The organism is Alcanivorax sp. VBW004 (assembly GCF_009718865.1).
In the GTDB taxonomy this organism is placed as follows: Bacteria; Pseudomonadota; Gammaproteobacteria; order Pseudomonadales; family Alcanivoracaceae; genus Alcanivorax.
Genome location: NZ_WNHC01000001.1, coordinates 1007608 through 1029298 on the forward strand (window position 1 = coordinate 1007608; position 21691 = coordinate 1029298).

Here is a 21691-nt window from a genome sequence, read left to right on the forward strand (position 1 = left end):
CACTTTTTTTGTGCACTAGTCGTAAGGTTTGCAATCTGTATAATGCAGTTGCGAATCATTCCTATTACTGTAGTTTTTACGATTGTTAGGAGAACGACCATGGGGAATCGGACCGAGAGCGGGCTGATCCGGGGGCTGAAGTGGGGCCGCAATCCGCTGGCGCTGGCGGTAGCCGCGACAATGGCAGCGTCACCTGCCTGGGCAGAAGAGCAGCAGGACGCTGATGAATTGCAGACTATCGAGGTGAATGCCGAGCAGTCAGACGACGCATACGGCGGGGACGACTTCGGTTATGTGGGGCAGCGAAGCATGACCGCCATGAAAACCGATACCCCGGTCAGTGAGACTCCGCGCTCAGTTTCAATCGTCACCCGTGAGCAGATGGATGACCGGGCTGCTGTCAGCATCAGTGATGCGCTGCGCTATACCCCGGGGGTTCAGGCGGGGTTTTATGGGGAAGACAATAAGCAAGACTGGTTTATTGTTCGCGGCTTTAAGCAGGCAAACAATGGATTGTATCGCGACGGGACTCGAACTTATTCGAGTGGCTTCTACAGTTGGCAGATTGATCCCTTCCAGCTGGAGCGGACAGAAATTCTTCGTGGCCCAGCTTCCGTTCTGTATGGGCAAACGCCCCCTGGTGGCGTCATTAATGTAATCAGCAAGCGGCCACAGGATTACTCATTTGGCTCTGTGGGTGTGGAATACGGCACCTGGGATCGCAAGCAGGTTTCTGTCGATGTGGGTGCCCCCATCGGTGATGGCCATGCTTTTCGTGTTCAGGTCCTGGGGCGAGAGAATGGAACGCAGGTAGATGACGTAGAACAAGAACGTGTCCTCTTTGCTCCATCACTTAAGCTGGCGCTGGGGGAGCAAACCGATCTGACATTGCTGGCGAGCTACCAGGAAGATAATTCCGATCCTGCCTTGCAGTTCCACCTTTCAGAAGGAACTCTTAGCCCTAGTCAGGGAGGAAATGGTTTCATCGATGATGATGTGGCAGTGGGTAACCCGGATTTTGAGAAATTTGATCGCACCCAGATCACATTGGGCTATGAGCTCAAACATGACTTTAGCGAAAAAACATCGTTCCAGCAGAGTTTTCGCTATGGTCGAATCGATGTCGATCTGATTCAGATGTACGCACTTGCCTATGCCGACGATTTTGGCGTTCCTACAGGGCGAAGTGAAGTCGTTCGGTATGCCTCTACTGAAGACGGGCATGCGGATAGTTTTAATGTGGATAACCGCTTTACCCATAAATGGGAAATTAACGGCATGGAGCACACGCTTCTCGCAGGCGTAGACTATCAATTGCTCAATATTGATGGAAAGGACTATGCCGCCGATCCTGTTGTGGGCGAAGAAGTAGCGCCAGGGGTGTTTGCGGCAAATACGTTGAATGTATATAACCCGCAGTATTCAGCCGCAGGTGATGTCTTCTTGTTGGATGGCGCCTTGCCCGGTGCTAATCGTTTGACGGAAGCTGATCGTGAGCGTCGAACCACGGATAGCTACCAGCTGGGTTTTTATTTGCAGGACCAAGTGAAAATTCAGGATCATCTTGTGCTGATGCTCGGCGCCCGTCATGACCGTGTCGATACTGAGTTTGATAATAAAGATGCCGGTGTTGATCTGGATTACGATAATGATGAATGGACTGCGAATGCAGGCCTGGCCTGGTTGTTTGGCAATGGACTGACGGCGTATACGAGCTATTCACAGTTCTTCCAGCCAATTATTCAATTGGATGCAAATAACAATCCCGCCAAGCCAGAATCGGGAGATCAGGTCGAAGTTGGTTTGAAATTTCAGCCCGATGGGTTTGATGGCTATTTCAATGCCGCGGCATTCAAGATTCGTCAGGAAAATCTTGCTTCAGGTACTGCGGGTACCCCTTCGTTTCGCCAAATTGGAGAAGTTCAGAGTCAAGGGGTTGAGCTGGAAGGTGTAGCAAACATTACGCCATCCTTGAGCTTTGTTGCTAATGCTACATTGGTGGATCCGGAAATTAAATCGGATGCGCGGGGCGCGGCCGTTGAAGGTAATCAGCCTAACCAGGTGGCTAAGCGTTTAATGTCTGCCTGGGTTAAATACCAATTCCTGCAGGGGCCATTGAAAGGTTTCTCGATTGGTGGTGGCGGACGTTATGTCGGTAGCACTTATGGTGATGACCTTGAATCAAAAAGCATGAAAGTACCTTCTTACACTGTGGCTGATGCGACCGTTGCCTACCAATGGAACGATTTCAAGTTTCAGGTGGCTGCGAAGAATGTTCTTGATAAAGAATATGTGGCGACCTGTAACTACTGGTGCTGGTACGGCGACCGTCGCAATGTTATCGGCAGCGTGACCTATGCCTGGTAAGAGTCATTACCAATCCATTCCGCTGCCCTGTGGGCAGCGGCTGGATGTGTTTGAACAGGCACTGGCACCGCAGTGGCGGTGCCAGTGGGATGATCAGGATCTGTTAACGGTGGAACTGACCGACGGCATCGCCCGTGTGGTGCAGTCTTGCCAGGAACCGACGCAGCTTCTGCGTGCTGCCTGGGCGTTCTTTGTCTCGCAGCCGGATATGAACACCCTGCAGTTTGAGAGCGGTTTTAACGCTGCTTTCATGATTCAGGAAGAGAATCAAACAGCACGGCTGGAACGCGACATGTTTTGGCAGCTGCCCGGTGACTGGTTAAGCCAGGGCGATGCCTTGCCGTATCCGGTCACCATGATCATGGATGAATCCGGCCGGCGTCACCCACGACGCCGCGCCAAGCCGGCGGGGGAAGTGTACCGCCGTTTTGATACCGGTATTCAGGCGTGGGTGTCTCTGCGCACGCTGGATATTGAGGAAGACCTGCACCGTTTCATGCGCTGGCAGAACAGCGAGCGTGTGGCTGCCTTCTGGGAACAGAGCGGCACCCTGGAAGAGCATCGCGCTTACCTGGAGAGCCAGGCGAAAGAATCGCGAGTGCTTAACCTGATCGGTTGCATTGATGATGAGCCCTTCGCCTACTTTGAGGCGTATTGGGCCAAGGAAGATCGCATCGCACCCTATTACGATGCACAGGATTTTGATCGCGGGATTCACATGCTGGTGGGCGAAGACCATCACCGTGGCCCGCACAAGGTAAAGGCATGGCTGAATGCGCTCTGCCATTACCTGTTTCTCGATGATTGTCGTACCACAAGGATTGTGTCCGAGCCACGCTCGGATAACGACAGGATGATTCAACACCTTCAAGCCAGGCGATTTGCCAAGCCAAAGGAGTTTGATTTTCCGCACAAGCGCGCAGCCCTGATGGTGCTGCATCGTGATGCGTTTTTTGAGCGTTGCGAGCTGAGCTGAAAATCACGGTTCGGATTTTTTCACTCTGAACCGCCATGGCGCGCTGCCCACCACTATCCGGCAGCAAGTGGCTGACTGTCCGAATTCTTCGGTGGTCGGTGTATGGATAACCCGGAGGCCGTTCGGCTTCCGCCACATTGAGGACATATCACCATGAGCGTTCATTCTCAGGAATACGATGTCGTTGGTATTGGTTTTGGCCCGGCCAACCTGGCCATTGCCATTGCACTGGACGAGCAGAAAGACCTGGATGGCCTGCGTTACTGCTTCCTGGAAAAACAACCCCGCTTTGAATGGCACGGCGGCATGTTGCTGGAAGGCACTCGCATGCAGGTGTCATTTCTGAAAGACCTGGCGACCCTGCGCAATCCCGCCAGCCGTTTCACCTTTGTTAATTACCTGCATGACAACAATCGTCTGGATTCCTTTATCAACATGGGGACGTTCTTTCCTACCCGTGTGGAATATAACGATTACATGCGCTGGTCCGCCGATCAGTTTAAAGAGCATGTGCACTACGGCCAGGAAGTGATTGCCATTGAGCCGGTGGAGCAGGGTGGCGAAGTGGAGTGGGTGCGCGTTCGCTCACGGAGCGCCGATGGCAGTGAGACGGAAATTTTTACCCGTAACCTGGTGATCGGCATTGGTGGTTACCCGAAGATCCCGGCGGTGTTCGCCGGCAAGATGGGTGACAACATGGTTCACTCATCGCGCTATAAGCACGAATACGAGCGGTTTGGTCGCCACGAAACGCCGCGTATTGCCGTGATCGGGGCAGGCCAGAGTGCCGCTGAAATCTATCTGGATCTGATGGACCAGTACCCGGATGGAAAGATGGATCTGGTCAGTCGCAGCCGGGCCCTGCACCCGGCCGATGACAGCGCTTTTGTGAACGAAATTTTCGATCCATCGTTCACGGATACTATCTACGCCCGGCCGGAATCCGAGCGACAGGATTTTCTCAAACGTTTCAGTCAGACCAATTACGCGGTAGTGGACCTGGCGGAAATTGAACAGATCTACGAGCGTCTTTACCTGCAGAAAGTGACCGGCAAGGTGCAGCACCGCTTCCTGTCCAACCGCGATATCGTTGGTGTGCAGAATGATGGCACCCGTGTGCTGTTGACCCTGCGCAACAAGGACACCGGCGTGGAGCAGACTGAAGTCTATGACGGGGTGGTGCTGGCCACCGGTTATAACCGCAATGGCCATGAGCAGTTGCTGTCGCCCATGGCGGACTGGATGTCCGAGAAAGGCGTGGAGCGCTGTTATCGGTTGCCCATGGCATCAGGCTGCCATGCCAATGTGTTCCTGCAGGGCTGTTGTGAAGAAACCCATGGCCTCAGTGACACCCTGTTGTCGATCTTGGCAGTGCGCTCCCAGGAAGTGGTGGATGCGTTGATAGAACGGCAGAGCCGGCCGCTCGAAACGGCCTGTGCAAGCTGATGATTTCTGCTCTGGCCCCCTTGTTTCAAGGGGGCTTTTCTTCCTATGGCCGCTTGTTACGCCTGGCCGAGCCGAACGATGTGGCCATCCCGTTAACCGATCTGTTTGATGCCGGCCGGTTACGGCAGTCGTTGTATCAATTTCGCCCTGACTTGAAGGGGGAAGACGAGCGGGCACTGCTCTCCATCTGGAGTAAATACTATTTCTTGCGGCTGTTGCCGCCGGTGCTTGCGGCCAACCTGATCCTGCAGCGTGAATTGCCTTTGTCGGTAGACGTGCTGGCGGTCGAGGTGGATGCGCAGGGGCTGCCCGGTGTCTTTGTGTTGCCGGATGACGGACAACAACTTGTGGCATCCGCGCACCCGCTGTCCCGTTTCGAGGGAATAATGCGGGATAACCTGCAGCCGGTTATCACTGCCTGGCAGCAGGCACTGGGGCTATCCACCCGGGTACTGTGGAGTAATGCCAGCCGTTACATCCACTGGTTCACGGGGGAGTTGAAAGGGGCGGGTTTGCCGGAGATGCTCTGGTCGCCGGGACAGGCGTTGCTTGATCAGCCCACCTTTGAAAACGGTGACAGAAATCCCTTGTTCGGAGCCTACCAGCATAGGATGAACGCCAACACCGGCACGGTGATCACCGTGCGTCGTACCTGTTGCATTCGCTTTCGTTTGCCGGACACGGCGTTGTGTGAAGACTGCCCCAGGCTGTGCCGCAAGGGCATGGCAGCGTAACCCGCTAACGGGGCAGGGCAATCCAGCTCAGCACGCCTTGCTGCCGTTCGCGCCAGCGAAAAGGAATGGTGGCGCCAAGCTTCCAGTCTGGCGACAGGGTTTTCAGCAGGGTCAGTGAACGGGCATCCCGGCGCTCCGCGTCATGGAAATAAAAGCGTTTGCCGGTGATCGGGTAGAGCGCCTTGAACAGGCTTTCCTTGGCGGAAAAAATCAGCGTGATGCGATTGGCGCGCTGAATAGGTGATAACCCTTCCAGTTGTTCCCGTTCTTCGTGGGTCAGCAATTCCCGGCACAGCCGGGCTGCCCGTTCTGCGCTGAGCCATTGTTCCGTGTCCAGCCCTACGGTCAGCCAATGGCGTGCGTCGGCGACCATCACTTCAGCAATGCCCTGGCTATGGGTAATGCTGCCCAGACTGCCTGCGGGCCATTGTGGTGCCCGGTCGGGTCCCAGGGCCGGGATGCCCTCGATTCCCAGCATCGCCAGCGCTTCGCGGGCGCACCATCGGCCGGCCAGGTACTCGCTGCGGCGTTTGGCCACCGCCGTGCTCAGGGAGGGTGGCAGGGGGATGTCTGCCTGGGCAAAGCTGTCGTCGCAGAGACGCTCAGGGGCGTAGTGGCAACCCACGCGCACCAGTCCGGTGGCGAGTTCTTCGCGGTGCAGGTGAGTCAGGCATGCGGGGCGATGGAATAATGACATGATCAACAGATTTCCCGGTTGCCGGTACTATATCAGAGGTGCCAGTCGGAGGCCCCCAGTCGCCGCACAATTTGATCCTCACCGCAATGCGACAACTGCTACACTAGGCATACGCTGGCCGTGCGTTGTCAGTGTTTCCTTGCCACCTTTCTTTGCCACAGGCTGCTCCCGTGACTGATGCCTCTTTTGCTTCCCTGCCGCTGTCTGCGGAACTGCTCGCCAACCTGAATACCCTGGGTTACGCCACCATGACGCCGGTGCAGGCACAAAGCCTGCCATTTGTGCTGAAAGGGCATGACGTGATTGCCCAGGCCAGTACCGGCAGTGGCAAGACGGCGGCTTTCGGTCTTGGCCTGCTGCATCCATTGAATCCACGCTATTACGGTTGCCAGGCGTTGGTGTTGTGTCCTACCCGGGAGCTGGCCGATCAGGTGGCCGGGGAAATCCGCCGGTTGGCCCGTGGCCCCGGCAATATCAAGGTGCTGACCCTGTGTGGCGGGCAACCCATCGGCCCGCAGATTGGCTCGCTGGAACATGGGGCCCAGATCGTGGTGGGCACGCCGGGGCGTGTGCTCAAGCATTTGAGCAAGGGCACGCTGAGTCTGGAAGGGCTGAATACTCTGGTGCTGGATGAAGCGGATCGTATGCTCGATATGGGGTTCTACGATAGCATTGCCGAGGTGATCCGGCAGACGCCATCCCGTCGCCAGACCCTGTTGTTTTCGGCTACCTATCCGGCAGGGATCAAGCAGCTGGCGGAAACCTTCATGAACAACCCCCAGCATGTAGAAGTGGAAGCGCTTCACGATAACAGCCAGATCGAACAGCGCTACTACGAAGTCGACCCTGCTGAGCGGGAAGAGGCGGTGGCCCGTGCCATTGCCTGTTTCCGGCCGGTGTCCTGCGTAGTGTTTTGTGTGACCAAAAAGCAATGCCAGGACGTGGTGAACCAGCTTTGCCGGCAGGGGATGTCGGCCATGGTGCTCAACAGTGACCTGGAACAGCGCGAGCGCGATGAGGTGCTGACGTTGTTTGCCAACCGCAGCCTGTCGGTGCTGGTTGCCACGGATGTGGCAGCGCGGGGCCTGGATATCGATAACCTGGATATGGTTATCAATGCAGAACTGTCCCATGAACCGCAGACCCACATTCACCGTGTCGGCCGTACCGGTCGAGCCGGTGAAAAGGGCCTGGCCATCAACCTGGTAGCGCCGCGCGAATCCCGTCGTGCCATGGCCATTGAAGAATTGCAGGGCGCGCCCCTGAACTGGCACCCGGTGAGTAGCCTGAAGCCCCGTGAAGGTGACACCTTGCAGCCCCCGACAATTACGTTGTGCATCGGCGCCGGCCGCAAGGACAAGCTTCGCCCCGGCGATATTCTCGGCGCGCTGACCGGTGATGCGGGGATTGCCGGCAACAAAGTGGGCAAGATTACCGTCACGGATTATCAGGCCTATGTGGCTATCGATCGTGACAGTGCTGACCTGGCGCTGGAGCGATTATTGAAAGGCAAAATCAAGGGCAAAAATCGGCGCGTTAAAAAGTTGTAGTCCTCGTCATGACAATGGCCGGAGTTTGCCTTCGGTCATTTCTATCCTGTCTGCCGTTCATCCCCGTTAGTTTCGGCTAATCCAAACTCGTCTAACGCGATCAGTAAAACTGAATCTGGAGGGTTCACAAGACTATTTTGCCGGAGCTCGACCCGCCAATATGGCGGTGAAAGACCTACAGTAGCGTGGACACATTGCAGGAAGACCTGGGCGCGTGGCTGAATTGCTACACATCAGTCCTGATAATACGTGTACTTTTTCGCGCTTCCCTTCACTTGGTCGGCGGGATATTTCTCCGCATTCTTTTCCATCTTCGCCCGGCAGGCCGCTTCGATATCCACGTCCAGCTTGCCCGCCAAACGGATCAGATAGAGCTGAACATCGGCAATTTCGTCACGCACGGCTGCCAGTTGCTGCTCATCCAGCTCCCTGGATTGCGCCTCGGTCAGCCACTGGAAGCATTCCTGCAGCTCCGCTGCCTCCACCGTCAGCGCCATGGCAAGGTTCTTGGGCGAGTGGAACTGATCCCAGTCACGCTCGGTGGCGAACTGGTCCATGGCGTTGCGGAGCTGCTTGAACGGATCTGACATCAGGGAATCACCTGTTTGTACGGTATCGGATAGCGATGAGCATGCCTGCTCTGCCGCTCGCTATCCAGTCAGCATCGGCATAAGCGGCCCACTTGTCACAGCACAGAAAGGAATTCACCGATGACCTTCAGATCCTCAAGCTCGTCCTCGAGTACGATGTCCTTGTAGTCGAAGGCGTTGGTCTGGGGTTTTAGTACGATCCGCTGGTTCACGAACTCGCCGTACTCCTCGACCTTCTCGCTCCGATACAGCTTGATCGTGAAGCTGCCGCCGTGGTCCGGGTCCTCAATGGCGCGATGCTGCACCACGACGACCTTGCCTTGTCGTGTGCCGCTGGGGTTGGCACGGAACAGGCACCAGGCGCCGTTGGGGATGCGCCGATTCATCGACTCCCCCACTACCCGACTGACGAACAAATCGGGGCTCACACGCATGAAGTCCGGCAGCTCGACCCAGTGTTCGGCGTCGGCGAGCTGCATCTCGCTGAACCCGCCGGCTGCAATGCTCAGGTCGTACACGGGTACGTGGCGCTCGAACTGAACTGCCTCATCACGCGTCACGATGGGAAGATGCAGGCCATCTAGCGTCATGGCATTCTCGGTCGCGGCCAGCTGCTCGACGGCCATTGCTTGGGAGTCAGCATAAGCCGCGAAGTACTCGCGGGTCTCAGGGTCCGTGGCATAGACGTAACAGCCCTTCTGGCCCCGCGTCATCAGCGTGCGATAGGTGTTCTTGATGATCTTGTCTGCTAGGGCATGTGCATGTTCAGGCTGCTCTTTGAGCATTTTTTTGTAGCCATGCACCGAGCGGTCTTGCGCTGCCCGCTTGGTCGCGTCTGTCACCGCACGGCCGTCACGAATCACGAAGTCGTTGCCAATGATGACGCCAACGTAGTCGAATTCGAGCCCCTGACAGGTGTGGATACAACCGACCTGTTCAGCTGATCCATCGGCGATCGCCCACAGCATACCGTCGTCATCGAGGTTCCACTGGGCAGCAAAGCCATACTCGGGAAAGATGATGTCCATGGCGTGCTTGTCCTTTTTACTGGCCCAAGGCCAGCAGTAGCCCGCCACCATCCGAGCCTTGTTGGCCTTGCGGTTCTTTTCGAGAAGCGCAAGGCGCATGGCGTTCGGATCATCGAATACCTGGAAGTCGTAGTCGATATCTGCCAGATCGGTATTGGCCGTGGTGCGCACCTGGAGCGCATGATCGAGCCAGGCCAGATAGCCATCCGAGCCGTTGCAGCGAAACTGGGAGGCAAGCTCGAGCTCGTGGACATCGGCGCCGCACTGGGCCGCACGCCGCCGGATCTCCTCGACCGTGCCGACGTCCTTTAGTGTTACGCGTTGCGCTTCATCAATGAAGAAGATCGGGAAGCGTGATGCGGCGATTATTTCCTTGATCTGACTCTCACCAAGGTTCTGGTACATGCCGGACTTTTCGTTCAGGCGGTGCGCCTCATCGACGATCAACGAATGGAAGGTATCTGGCTCGGCGTTGACGTAGCTGCCCGAGCCTTTGAAAAGGTTGTCGATATGGGTCTTCTTGCGCGTGCCGGTCAGCCTCTTCTTGAAAACCTCCCGAGGGGCAGAGTTGCGCGAGACGTACTGCGCCATCATCTCGCGCTTTGTCAGCTCCACCAGCAGGTTGATGGCGACCACCGACTTGCCGGTACCTGGCCCGCCCTTGACGATGAGGCACTGTTTGGCGCCGTTACTTGCGCGGTGAGCGAGGTCAAGCGCAGTTTCATAGACCAGCTTTTGCTCGTCGATCATCAGGAATTCGGCGCTGCCTTGCATCATCGATGCCAGTGCATCCGCTAGGCTTTTGCTCGGCTTGATCGCACCGTGCTCGATGCGATACATGATGTTGTTGCTGTCACCGTACTTGATGTGCTGACCAAGAAACGCCGAGAGCTTCATGGCATCCTGCGAGATAAAAACCGGCGCCCGACTTGTGTGCTGCTCGTAGAAGGGATCATTGATCGCGTCGCTCTGCTTCAAGTTGTGCAGGTAGGCGCAGGGCACCAAGCGGATCGACTCGGAGCGCACTGTCTCGTTGTAGTCTTCGATCAACGCGCCATAGGACCATGCCTGATACGACGGATGGTTGGTCTCACGTACGCCGCCGCCCAGCTGGGTACGCACGATGGCATCCTTCTTCGTCACTTCGACGGATTGCCATTGTTTCAGCTCCACGATGACTGCCGCATCATTCCGTTGGTGGTTCTTGCCGGTCAGAATGAAGTCCACGCGGCGATTGGTCAGCGGAATGTTGTATTCGATGGCCACTCCGGCCGACGCGGGAATTGCTTCGTCTAACAGTGCGCTCATCATGAAGCGAAGGGAGTTCTCCCATGACGCCACCTCACTGCGCGGCGAGTTGCGGTTCAATTTGCGTGCCACCTCGTTCTCGATGGCATCGGTGATAACGTTGGCGCGAACATCGTCGATGAACTGCTGCTTAGTGGCGTTGTAGACCAGCATATCCCGCAAAATTCCTTTTTTTAAACAGGTGATTATAAGGCTTTCAATATGCATGCATGGTGTAATTATGCATCTTGCGGGCTGCTATAACATCACCTGAAACTGATGTGTCGGCCACAGCTGAAGTTAGGGGAGCGAGACCAGTTCCCTTGATTTCTATATTGCGGAGTGGAGCCAAGACATACTCTGGGTTTGTCATCTTCCGTTTGAGATTCTTCTTGGTTGTGACGACATTATCACCATAGTTTCTCCAAAACGGCCAAACTATGGTTACAAAAACAGGATGTTCGTGTAGCCATAAGTTGGCCGGATTCTGATGGCATAGTTTGTCCGGCCCTTAAGGGGGCTGTTATTGCGGGTATGTGAGTGCTAACAATTGTCGATCTGATAACCTTTGAATTTCTATAGCCTCAGACAGTAACGGCAAGCCCCGCGACCCAGAGAAAAATCCAAGTCCATATTATGTTGAAGGTTGTTGAAGCTTTTCACATAAGTATCTAAAAAGGCTGAGTAATTGTTATCTAATTTTTAGTAAATAGTAATTTACTAATTATGATGTCCCGGTGTTTGTTATTTATGTAAAGGGCCCTGCTCATCAACAAGATCTGGAGTGAACAATAATGACCCAAAGGATTTTTCATAATAGAAGAGTGGAATGGCTGAGCAATGCTTGATTGCATGATGAAATAGCTTTTAGCAATTAAGAAGGATGCCGATTTTATCAATGTGTGTTTAATTGATATTAAATGTTAAGCGGGGTTGCCGCGGGTAGATTGTAGGCCAATATTTGTTTCCCCTTTTCGGGAGCCTCGTTTGATTCAATATTCTCATAGAAATGAGACCGATGAATCATGGAGGTATAAAGAATAACGGGTAAGCGGATTAAATGGTTGATCTTACCTTTGCATGAGAGTGAGACGGACCGGCATCTCATCGGATTATCTGGTTGATGCTTCACCTACTGCTGGTGCATGTTTCCTTCGCTAATTCCAGCAAGAACCCCACACGCCTCAACTTCCCGGTCATCGTTGCAACTCGCTCTCAGTGAAACGAGTTGTTTCTCAAGCGCTTGCAGAGCGGTTATCTGCGACCGCACATGAGAGATGTGATCATCGAGCAAGGCGTTGACGGCGGTACAAGGCTGATGAGGGTCGTCCTGATAGCTCTGTAGTTCGTGAATCTCAGCCAGTGACAGGCCCAGGATTCTGCAGCGACGGATGAAGGCCAGCCCCTCACCATGCTTCTCGGTATAGACACGGTAACCGTTGTCCTGCCGATCAGGCGGCGGCAACAAGCCCTGCTGTTCATAGAAGCGGATCGTCTGTGTTTCGACCCCTACCAACTGCGCCAACTGACCAATGCGCATCAGCCTCCTCCCCAACGGATTCTTTACTCTATTGACCTTATAGTAGCTTTATAGTTTTAAATGGTACCACAACATTGTTCAAGTGGAGTCGTATCATGAGCAAATCCTGTGGTGGCGCCTGTGGCGGTGATGCAACGTCCGCAGCGGATACCGATATACAGGCCTCCTCCGAGGCGCCAGGGAGATGGGTCAGTGTTTATGCCGTGCCGAAGATGGACTGTCCATCAGAAGAACGAATGATTCGCCTAGCCCTGAACGGCTTTGAGGAGATTCGGGCGCTGTCCTTCGACTTGTCGAACCGCCGGCTGAAGGTCGTGCATGACGGCGAGGTCGAGCCCGTCACCTCGAAACTGAAGACCTTGGGGCTAGGCGCCTCGCTTCAGGAAACCGTCGCTGCAAATCCGGAGACCATCAAGGCCGCCGAGTTTTCGGCAGCTTCTGCTAAGCAAGAATCCGGGACCCTGCGCTGGTTGCTCGGCATCAATGCACTTCTGTTCGTGGTGGAAATGACTGCCGGTCTGATCGCCCGGTCCACCGGCCTGATTGGAGAATCCCTGGACAATTTTGCCGATGCGGCGGTGTACGGGCTTGCCCTTTATGCGGTTGGACATAGCGTGAAAATGCAGGTACGTGCCGCGCATCTTGCTGGTGTACTGCAACTGATCTTGGCTGTGGGCGTGCTCGTAGAGGTGGTGAGACGCTTTGTATTCGGTAGTGAGCCTGAATCGCTGGTGATGATGGCTATCGCATTCGTCGCATTGATTGCCAATACCAGTTGTCTGCTGCTCATATCCAAACATCGGGAAGGCGGGGCGCACATGAAGGCAAGCTGGATATTCTCGGCCAACGACGTGGTGATCAACCTGGGGGTCATCACCGCCGGCGCCCTGGTCGCGTGGACCGGTTCCAATTATCCGGATCTGATTATCGGCACCATCGCGGGGGGCATTGTACTTAACGGTGCCAGACGCATTTTGGCGTTGAAGGGTTAAATAATGCTCATTATTGGCAAAAAGCTCTCGCCGTATGCCCTATTGTCCATATCGGGCCTGCTGGCAGCGTCTGATCAGGCTGTAAAGTGGCTGGTGCAGCAATCAATGGCCTATGGCGAGTATGTTTCGGTGACCCCGTTCTTTAACTGGGTGCACCTATGGAACACCGGTGCCGCATTCAGTCTTTTTGCGAATGGTGGAGGCTGGCAGCGCTACTTATTTATCGGAATCGCGGTAGTGGTCTCGATTTTTCTGATCAAGCTGATCCTTGAAAATCGTCATAAAGGAGAAGCCATCGCTTACAGTCTTATCCTCGGTGGCGCCATGGGCAACCTGATTGACCGGGTCTTTCGCGGCTATGTTGTGGATTCCTTTGATTTCTATTGGCGAGACTGGCATTGGCCGGCCTTCAACCTGGCTGATATTGCAATTGTCCTCGGTGCCTTACTTTTCGTTTCCAGCAGCTTGTTGGGTAAAAAAGCAAACACCAATGCCGAGCCGGATGGATCTGACTGACACCTACGCCTATACAACACCATGACCGAACTTCCCGACAACATCCTTCACCTGCCGCAATACCAAGTACTGGGCTGCAAATCAACCGACGACGAAATGCACTTCCAGGTGGACGTGCCCGATCCCATCGCCTGCGAGGAATGCGGCGTGCAGGGTGAGTTCGTACGGTTCGGCAAGCGTGACGTTCCCTATCGTGATCTGCCCATCCACGGCAAGCGGGTCACTCTCTGGGTGGTCCGCCGCCGATACACCTGCCGGGCCTGCAAGACAACATTCAGGCCCCAGCTACCGGAGATGGTGGACGGATTCCGTATGACACTGCGGCTGCATGAGTACGTGGAGAAGGAATCCTTCAACCACCCCTACACCTTTGTGGCGGCACAGACCGGCCTGGACGAGAAGACGGTGCGCGACATCTTCAACGCCCGCGCCGAGTTCCTGGGGCGCTGGCACCGCTTCGAGACGCCCCGCATCCTGGGCATTGACGAGCTATACCTGAACAAGCGCTACCGCTGCATTCTGACCAACATTGAGGAGCGAACCCTGCTCGACCTGCTGGCCACCCGCCGCCAGGACGTGGTGACCAACTACCTGATGAAGCTGAAAGACCGGCAGAAGGTCGAGATCGTCAGCATGGACATGTGGAACCCCTACCGGGCAGCGGTCAAGGCTGTGCTGCCCCAGGCCCGTATCGTGGTCGATAAGTTCCATGTGGTGCGCATGGCCAACGATGCCCTAGAGAGAGTGCGCAAGGGCCTCAGAAAGGAGCTGAAACCGTCCCAGAGCCGGACTCTCAAGGGAGACCGGAAAATCCTGCTGAAACGCGCTCACGAAGTCTCAGACCGGGAGCGCCTCATCATGGAGACCTGGACAGGCGCGTTCCCGCAACTGCTGGCCGCCTACGAGCACAAGGAGCGCTTCTACGGCATCTGGGACGCCACCACACGGCTCCAGGCAGAAGCCGCCCTGGACGAGTGGATAGCCACCATCCCGAAGGGCCAAAAGGAAGTCTGGAGCGATCTGGTCAGGGCAGTGGGAAACTGGCGCGAAGAGACCATGACCTACTTCGAGACGGACATGCCCGTCACCAACGCTTACACGGAGTCCATCAACCGACTGGCCAAGGACAAGAACCGTGAAGGGCGCGGTTACTCCTTCGAGGTGATGCGGGCACGAATGCTCTACACCACGAAGCACAAGAAGAAGGCCCCGACTGCGAAGGTCTCTCCGTTCTACAAGAAAACCATCGGTTACGGACTGCCGGACTTCGCAGAAGAACTCAACTACGGGGTCGATCTATCAACCATCTGAGGATGATCTCAGGTTGGTGGGGTGGGGGTGCCCCATCAACCATTAAATCCGTATACCCGTTTGATCATATTGATCATGAGCTATTGCTCAAGGCTCTTGACCACCATTGCTCTGAATCCTGGGTGCTGCTGTATGTGAGGCGCTGGCTAACGGCACCGATGCAGACGAAAGATGGTAAGCAGGAACGACGGAACGTTGGCACACCACAAGGTGGCCCGTTATCGCCAGTTCTGGCAAACCTGTTTCTGCATTATGCATTGGATCGTTGGCTGACCGTTCGTCATCCGGATATCCCATTCTGCCGATATGCAGATGACGGAATACTGCGTTGTCGAAGTGAGCGTGAGGCTCAGTATCTGCATTCCCAGCTAGATATGCGTGAGGTGGACCCAATAGCTATTCACAGAGATGCCCAACAAACGAGTATACTGGCCTGTGTTTGTCCAGGCTGCTCGGATAAATCACCATCAGCTCCTTGCTAAGGCCAGGCTCACTCACGGGAATAGCCACCAGACTTCCATTTTGGACCTCCTCCCGTACAGAACTTTCAAGCACCAACGATGCGCCAAGTCCGACCTTAACCGCTTGCTTGACGGCTTCGGTGCTACCCAGCTGCATAGATACCGTCGGAAATGGCCCATGCTCACCGAAGTAGGTCGCCAAAAGCCGGCCAGTGCCGGTGCCGGGTTCGCCGCCGATCAGAGCCATGTTAGACAGCGTATCGCGGTCGATATCGGTTCGACGGGCTAACGGGTGACCAGGCGGAACGATTAGAACAACGGGCTCGTTACGCCACGCCTGAGCATGGAATCCGGGTAGATCATGCCACCACTCCATAATCGCCACGTCCAGCTCACCGTCCGATAAATGCCGTGCAATAGTCGGATTGGAATCTATTACCACATCCACCTCGGGCCCTACGCCCAGCTCCTTGTAACGACGGATGTAGGGCTGGAGCATATAAATCCCAATATTGGAGCTCGCCCCAACGCGAAGTCGAGCCTCCATAATGGAAGATCTCGCCTGCTCCTCCAGCCGGAGCAGACTTCGGGCAAAAGGCAACAAGGTTAAGGCAGCCCGGGTTGGCTCACAGCCAGAGCGCCCCCTGTGGACCAATAAAACGCCAAGTTGGTTTTCGAGTTTTTGAAGGTGCTGGGACAGTGTGGGTTGTGCGATGTCCAACTGGCGGGCTGCGGCCTGAAACCCGTTGTGGTCCAGCACCGCCACGAAACTCTTCAGCCAGACAAGATTCAGCATGGGCCGCTCTCGCGGCCACTGGGATCATTGATCGCATCACCCGGCCGCTCACCCCGAAGCACTTGCAGAATGTTCCGAGCAGCGCGTTGCTCGATAGCCAGACGCACCTGGCTGACTGCCGATCCGATGTGAGCAGTAAACAGCGTGTTGGGGTGGGCCCTGAGCCCCTGGGCGATCTCCCTCGGACGATCTTCTCTCGCCCAATCTTCCATCTCAAACACATCAGCGGCGTACCCCCCCAACTGACCGGATTGAAGCGCTTGCAGAACACTACCCTCATCCACCACAGATCCACGGCAGGGATTGATAAGGAATGCGCCCGGTTTCATTCCTGTTAGCGTTTCGCGATTAATGGTGTGGAGGGTTTGCTCATTGAGCGCCAGTGCCAGGATCACAATATCTGACTGGGCCAGCAGCATCTTGAGGGGAGTATGGGACAAACCCAGTGCCTGCTCATGCTGCACGGGTAAACGTTCCGGCTGGGAATAGATTAAATCCGCTCCCCATCCGTTCAGGCGCTGCGCCACCGCTTGGCCGATGGCCCCCATACCCACAATACCAATCCGTGAGCCTTCGATCCCCTGCCCATAGAAGCGTGGTGTCCAGCCAGTAAATTCACCGGATCGAACGAAGTGGTCCGCCGCCTTGACTTGTCGGGTGAGACTGATCGTCAGCCCGACCGTTAGCTCTGCAGTAGGCACGGTTAGCAAATCCGGTACAAATGTCAGCCAAACCCCATGACGCGTGCAGGCATCCACATCAAAGTTGTCATAGCCTTTCAGGGCTGCACCAATCACCTTCAAGCGCGGACACCCCTGTAGGAACTCCACTCCAACTCGGTCTGGCATGAACGCCATCATCGCATCAGCGTCTGCAACGCGCGCAGCCACTTCCTCCTGGGGCAACGTGGCGCCGGATTGGTTGGTGACCAGCTCGCAATCTTGGGCAAGTTCATCCAGAACACTGTCATGGACCTTATGGGTTATCACAACCTTGGGTTTCATCGACGCTCCTTATTTGAATTTCTTACGAAGGCGGCCACTGAGACTGTCCACGACGGTGACCATCAACAAGATGACAATGAGAATGGCGCTGACTTCCTGATACTGCATGATTCTCAGCGAGCCCATCAATTCGAAGCCAATACCACCGGCACCCACCATGCCCATTACGGTCGAGGCACGGAAATTGTATTCCCAGCGATAAATGGACACGTCCGCGAACTGAGGAAGTACTTGTGGCAGCACGGCGTGATAGAGCACCTGCAAGCGAGTAGCGCCGGCAGCATCGGCCGCTTCCACTGGCGCCTCATCTACATGCTCAATCGCTTCGGCAAAAAACTTTCCAACCATGCCAATGGAGTGAAGACCGAGCGCCAGTACGCCAGGCAACGCCCCAAAACCAACAGCAGCCACGAAGATGATGCCCATGATTAGTTCCGGGACTGAACGCAAACCGTTTAAAAGGGTTCGAGTTACTTGGAGCACCACCGGATGTGGAGAGGTGTTGCGCGCAGCCAGGAATGCCAGTGGCACAGACAAGGTTACTGCAATGGCAGTACCGGCAATACTCATCGCAAGCGTGTCGATTAACGGCGACACCCAGCTGGCCACATTGGTGAAGTCAGGTGGAAGAGATTCGCCAATGAGTGTGCCTATGGCTGGCACGCCATTGGCAAGTGTATTGAAATTGAGCAGCCCTACGTACCAACTTGCGACAAAAATGATGAGCAGCACTAACAGCGACTGTCCGAGTTTTTTCCGCCAGCCTTTCGCGTGCTCATCCAGCACGGAGGCCGACGGGGCCGGCGACAGAGTCGCCGGTTCCGTCGTTGTATAGCTCATGGGGCACTCCTCACATTTTTGCGAAATCAAGATTGAGCAGGCCACCCATAGCGCGGATGACATCGTAATCTTCGTCGGTAATTGCCGCGAATCCCTCAGCCTTCAGGTTGTCGAGAATCTCCGGGTCATCGATCTGCAGAAAGGCTTTCTGAATGTTGCTCTTCAGCTCAGGGGCCAGGTTCGAACGCAGGGCCCAGGGGTATTGAGGAAAGTCACCGCTGTAGCCCAGCACCTTGACCTTGCTCCGATCAATCAAGCCGCGGTCCATCACATGCTCGAAGATAACTTCGGACAACCCTCCGGCGTCGGCATTGCCATTGGCGACGTTAACCGCAACAGCGTCATGGCTACCGACGAAATGAGCCTCATAGTCCTTTCCGGCTTCGAGCTCTGCCTTCTCAAGGAGTACGGTCTTGGGGATCAGGTGGCTGGAAGTGGATGCGCGGTCACCGTAGGCCATTTTCTTGCCTTTGATATCCGCGAAGGAGCCAACGCCAGAGTCCGCATTGGCAATAATGATGGAGCGATAAGTCGGCTTCCCGTCTACCACCATGGCGGCAAAGGGTTCAATGTCACTCTTACTCTTGGCCATCACATAGGACAACGGACCAAAGTAAGCCAGGTCAATTCGGCCAAAACGCATGGCTTCGATCATGGAGGAGTAATCGGTGGTAACAATCAGTTCTACTTCCTTACCAAGAGTGGTTTCCAGGTAATCCTTCAAAGGTTGGTTTCGCTTGATCAGTTCTGACGCGTTCTCATCCGGCAGCAAGGCAACTTTCAAAAGATCAGGGTCTGTATCTGCGGCATGGGCTGGCCAATGGATGCCGAGCATCATTATCAGAGCCAGCAAAGAGTGAATCATTGTCTTCATTGTGCTATCTCCAGTACGTCTGTCGTTATCGGGGTGGTCTTAGGTTTATGGATGGCTGGTTTGCCTTCCGCAGCTACCACGCTGGGTGAACGGTGGTAAATCTCGTCCAGGTGTTTCGATTTCAGGTTTTCAGGAGCATCGTCAAAAACGATATGAGCGTTCGAAAGGCCGATGATCCGGTCTGCAAAACGCTGGGCGTATTCCAATTGGTGCAAGGAAATAACCGCGGTGATTCCATCTTCCTGACAAATATCGCGCAGTAGGCCGAGTACCTTTTCAGAAGTGGCCGGATCCAGGCTGGCAACGGGCTCATCGGCAAGAATCATGGATGGTTGCTGCACCAATGCTCTGGCGATTCCAACCCGCTGCTGCTGGCCGCCGGACAACTGATCTACTCGGGAAAGCGCTTTGTCAGCCAGACCTACGCGGTCGAGGCATTGCAGAGCCAACTCCAGGTCCTGCCGGGGCAGGGGAAGCAGGCTTCGCCAAGTACCGTGATACGCAAGTCTGCCTGTCAGCACATTCTGTAACGCGGTGTATCGTTCGATCAGCTGGTGATGCTGGAACACCATGGCGGTGCGGCTGCGGTGCTGTCGCAGGATTCTACGGTTGGTCAGTTCACCAAACTCGCCAGACACAACCTTCCCGGTTGTGGGCTTAACCAGGTGATTCAGTGAACGAAGCAGAGTGGATTTACCCGCGCCTGAAAGTCCCAGTAGCACGGTGAATTCGCCCTTGTGAAAGTGAACGTTGGTGGGTTTGAGCGCGAGGACGTTTCCCGGGTAGGTTACGCCCATACTCTCGACTCGAAGCATCACATTGGTTGATTGAGTTGGGGCCACAGGATCACCTTTTGCAATAAATAAGCTCGCCGTATTGCGAGTTACAATTGAACGGTAAAGCTGAGGGATGACACCGTCGTGTCACTGACGTGACAGGTTGATGAAGTGCTTTTGGTTCGCAAGGATTTTCCGAAGGGCTCTGTGAAATACATGGAGCTCAGCCAAAGTGGAACGTGAAGTGGACCCCATCCGTTGGACCACCTGACAGACGATTTAAGCTCTGACCGGACCATCATCAGGCGTCAGGCCGCCTGGGTCAGTGGTTGAGCGAAGTACACCTCATCGGGTGTCGCATCGTCCAGCCCTTGATGGGGCCGCTGACGGTTGTACCAAGTGAAGTACTTCCTCAGCTCCCGGCGTAGGTGGGCACCATCTTCGAAGGCCTTCAGATAGACGCACTCGTACTTCACGCTACGCCAGAGCCGTTCGACGAAGATGTTGTCCCGGTAGCAGCCTTTTCCATCCATGCTGATCCGGACGCCATGGGCCTTCAGTACCTCGGTGAACGCCTGGCTGGTGAATTGGCAGCCCTGATCGCTATTGAAGATGCTCGGCGGCCCATAGCGCTCCAGGGCCTCCTCCAGTGCGTCAATGCAGAAGTCCGTATCCAGGGTGTTCGATACCCGCCAGGCCAGCACACGGCGACTGTGCCAGTCCATGATGGCCACCAGGTACATGAACCCTCGCGCCATTGGGATATACGTCACATCAGTGGCCCAGACTTGGTTGGGACGATCGATGACGCGATCCCTGAGCAGGTAAGGATAGACCCGATGCCCCACGCCAGACTGGCTGGTGCGCGGCTTCGGGTACACCGCGTGCAGCCCCATCTGCCGCATCAGGCGACGGATCCGCTTGCGGTTCACCGTGTGCCCCAAGCGGTTGAGATGGGTCGTCATCCGCCGGGAGCCGTAGACCGGCGTCCGCAGATGCTCCTCGTCGATCAGCCTCATTAGCATCAGGTCCTCGGCGAGTAACTCACGGCGCTGGTAGTATAGCGATGAGCGACTGATACCGAGCAATTGGCACTGCCGGCGCAGGCTGGGATTGTCGGAGGATGGCGGCTCGATCAAGGCCAAGCGCTGAGCCCGGCTCAACGATCGAGCCTGCGCGACAAAAAATCGCGTTCCACCGTCAGCTTGCCGATCTCGCGGTAAAGCGTGTCGATCTCCTCCTGGCTCTTCTGGGCGGCTTTACCATCCTTGCCTTCGAAGACGCCCGTGGCGTTGTCCAGGAGTTCACGCTTCCACTGGCTGACCATGGTGGGGTGGATCTCGAAGCGGGCGGCGATCTCCGACGTTGTCTGATCGCCCTTGAGGGCTGCGAGAGCCACCTTGGCCTTGAAGTCACTGCTGTACTGCTTGCGTTTCCTGCTCATGATTATCGTCTCCAATCGTCATGATCAGAGCTTAACGCCTGGTCCTGATTTCGGGGACCACCTCACTCCTGGTCGCACTATGTCTCGCTTCAGTGGCGTTGTGGCTGCTATCCGCATTGGCAGGCGGGCTCGGGCTGCTGGGCACGACGCTATTGCTGATCCTTTGGGGTGGTGCAATTGCCGCTGTTCTGGTGGGATTCCAAACTTGGATTCTCAAGGAAGCGGGCGCTGACGCGCTGCCGGCCTCTGCAATCTATGTGGCAATCTTCAATGGCGCGATTGGTCTTGGCGCAGTGCTTGGGAGCTATGTTCTCACGCTGGCCGGTCTCTCACAGATCTTTTTGATCGCGGCCATGGCAACAGCAATGGGGACGCTAGCCATTTTGTTGTTAACTTATCCGGCTACAGTTCTTAGCTCTGTAGAATAGGCAGGCACGCTCTCTGACACTTCGAAAATCTGGA

At 55.5% G+C, this 21691-nt stretch carries 20 protein-coding genes; 10 read left to right on the forward strand and 10 right to left on the reverse strand.

Going from position 1 to position 21691, the window contains the following annotated elements:
- Positions 1-99: 99 nt before the first annotated feature.
- From F1529_RS04540 to fhuF, 4 genes are all read left to right on the forward strand, one after another.
- Positions 100-2367, forward strand: a complete 2268-nt coding sequence (locus F1529_RS04540; RefSeq protein ID WP_155132431.1) for a TonB-dependent siderophore receptor — start codon at positions 100-102, stop codon at positions 2365-2367.
- A complete protein-coding gene (locus F1529_RS04545) occupies positions 2357-3343 on the forward strand; it encodes a GNAT family N-acetyltransferase (RefSeq protein ID WP_155132433.1) in 987 nt (328 codons plus the stop codon). The genes F1529_RS04540 and F1529_RS04545 overlap by 11 nt, the downstream gene beginning before the upstream one ends.
- Before the next feature lie 153 nt (positions 3344-3496).
- A complete protein-coding gene (locus F1529_RS04550; RefSeq protein WP_155132435.1) occupies positions 3497-4789 on the forward strand; it encodes a lysine N(6)-hydroxylase/L-ornithine N(5)-oxygenase family protein in 1293 nt (430 codons plus the stop codon).
- Positions 4789-5523 carry a siderophore-iron reductase FhuF gene (fhuF, locus tag F1529_RS04555; RefSeq protein WP_155132437.1) on the forward strand — a complete coding sequence of 245 codons (735 nt, stop codon included), beginning with the start codon at positions 4789-4791 and terminating at the stop codon, positions 5521-5523. Before F1529_RS04550 ends, fhuF begins: the two co-directional genes overlap by 1 nt.
- Before the next feature lie 4 nt (positions 5524-5527).
- Here fhuF and F1529_RS04560 read toward each other — a convergent pair whose 3' ends face one another.
- Positions 5528-6220: a 4'-phosphopantetheinyl transferase gene (locus F1529_RS04560; protein WP_155132439.1), complete on the reverse strand. Its 693-nt coding sequence runs from the start codon at positions 6218-6220 to the stop codon at positions 5528-5530.
- A gap of 170 nt (positions 6221-6390) precedes the next feature.
- Here F1529_RS04560 and dbpA point away from each other — a divergent pair, with 170 nt between their 5' ends.
- The gene (gene dbpA / locus F1529_RS04565; protein WP_290517508.1) at positions 6391-7770 is read left to right on the forward strand and encodes an ATP-dependent RNA helicase DbpA; all 1380 of its coding nucleotides are present in this window, start codon (positions 6391-6393) and stop codon (positions 7768-7770) included.
- A 233-nt stretch (positions 7771-8003) separates the two neighbouring features.
- On the opposite strand, the gene F1529_RS04570 is transcribed toward dbpA, so the two are convergent.
- The 3 genes from F1529_RS04570 to cadR form a co-directional block, all read right to left on the reverse strand.
- The gene (locus F1529_RS04570) at positions 8004-8360 is read right to left on the reverse strand and encodes a nucleotide pyrophosphohydrolase (protein ID WP_155132445.1); all 357 of its coding nucleotides are present in this window, start codon (positions 8358-8360) and stop codon (positions 8004-8006) included.
- A gap of 95 nt (positions 8361-8455) precedes the next feature.
- On the reverse strand, positions 8456-10849 hold the full coding sequence (locus F1529_RS04575) for a DNA/RNA helicase domain-containing protein (protein ID WP_155132448.1): 2394 nt from the start codon (positions 10847-10849) through the stop codon (positions 8456-8458).
- A gap of 958 nt (positions 10850-11807) precedes the next feature.
- On the reverse strand, positions 11808-12215 hold the full coding sequence (cadR, locus tag F1529_RS04580; RefSeq protein WP_004364961.1) for a Cd(II)/Pb(II)-responsive transcriptional regulator: 408 nt from the start codon (positions 12213-12215) through the stop codon (positions 11808-11810).
- Between the two features lie 95 nt (positions 12216-12310).
- On the opposite strand from cadR, the gene F1529_RS04585 reads away from it, so the two are divergent.
- From F1529_RS04585 to F1529_RS17765, 4 genes are read left to right on the forward strand one after another with little or no spacing between them, the layout of a single operon-like run.
- Positions 12311-13207: a cation transporter gene (locus F1529_RS04585; protein WP_004364974.1), complete on the forward strand. Its 897-nt coding sequence runs from the start codon at positions 12311-12313 to the stop codon at positions 13205-13207.
- A gap of 3 nt (positions 13208-13210) precedes the next feature.
- Entirely contained in the window at positions 13211-13723 is a 513-nt protein-coding gene (gene lspA, locus F1529_RS04590; protein WP_008740521.1) for a signal peptidase II, read from the forward strand.
- 21 nt (positions 13724-13744) lie between these two features.
- Positions 13745-15034: an ISL3-like element ISPpu12 family transposase gene (locus tag F1529_RS04595; RefSeq protein WP_004574636.1), complete on the forward strand. Its 1290-nt coding sequence runs from the start codon at positions 13745-13747 to the stop codon at positions 15032-15034.
- 2 nt (positions 15035-15036) lie between these two features.
- Entirely contained in the window at positions 15037-15516 is a 480-nt protein-coding gene (locus F1529_RS17765; RefSeq protein WP_155132451.1) for a reverse transcriptase domain-containing protein, read from the forward strand.
- Here the strand turns inward: F1529_RS17765 and F1529_RS04605 are convergent.
- The 6 genes from F1529_RS04605 to F1529_RS04630 all read right to left on the reverse strand — a co-directional run bounded on the left by F1529_RS04605 (position 15431) and on the right by F1529_RS04630 (position 21229).
- Positions 15431-16291 (reverse strand): LysR family transcriptional regulator, encoded by an 861-nt coding sequence (locus tag F1529_RS04605; protein WP_011783503.1) that lies wholly within the window; start codon positions 16289-16291, stop codon positions 15431-15433. The two genes, F1529_RS17765 and F1529_RS04605, sit on opposite strands and share 86 nt — an antisense overlap.
- Positions 16285-17295, reverse strand: a complete 1011-nt coding sequence (locus F1529_RS04610) for a phosphonate dehydrogenase (RefSeq protein ID WP_026949874.1) — start codon at positions 17293-17295, stop codon at positions 16285-16287. Before F1529_RS04610 ends, F1529_RS04605 begins: the two co-directional genes overlap by 7 nt.
- Before the next feature lie 9 nt (positions 17296-17304).
- On the reverse strand, positions 17305-18135 hold the full coding sequence (gene phnE, locus F1529_RS04615; RefSeq protein ID WP_026949875.1) for a phosphonate ABC transporter, permease protein PhnE: 831 nt from the start codon (positions 18133-18135) through the stop codon (positions 17305-17307).
- Positions 18136-18145: 10 nt separating this feature from the next.
- Positions 18146-19009 carry a phosphate/phosphite/phosphonate ABC transporter substrate-binding protein gene (gene phnD, locus F1529_RS04620; RefSeq protein WP_155132454.1) on the reverse strand — a complete coding sequence of 288 codons (864 nt, stop codon included), beginning with the start codon at positions 19007-19009 and terminating at the stop codon, positions 18146-18148.
- Positions 19006-19851 carry a phosphonate ABC transporter ATP-binding protein gene (gene phnC / locus F1529_RS04625; RefSeq protein WP_011784779.1) on the reverse strand — a complete coding sequence of 282 codons (846 nt, stop codon included), beginning with the start codon at positions 19849-19851 and terminating at the stop codon, positions 19006-19008. Before phnC ends, phnD begins: the two co-directional genes overlap by 4 nt.
- Positions 19852-20093: 242 nt before the next feature.
- Positions 20094-21229, reverse strand: a protein-coding gene (locus tag F1529_RS04630) for an IS3 family transposase (protein ID WP_155132457.1) whose coding sequence is annotated in 2 segments (ribosomal slippage) — positions 20094-20959 and positions 20959-21229 — 1137 coding nt in all. Because the reading frame shifts where the segments join, the coding sequence is not laid out codon by codon here.
- Positions 21230-21321: 92 nt separating this feature from the next.
- On the opposite strand from F1529_RS04630, the gene F1529_RS04635 reads away from it, so the two are divergent.
- Positions 21322-21657 carry a hypothetical protein gene (locus F1529_RS04635; protein ID WP_026949879.1) on the forward strand — a complete coding sequence of 112 codons (336 nt, stop codon included), beginning with the start codon at positions 21322-21324 and terminating at the stop codon, positions 21655-21657.
- Positions 21658-21691 lie beyond the last annotated feature (34 nt).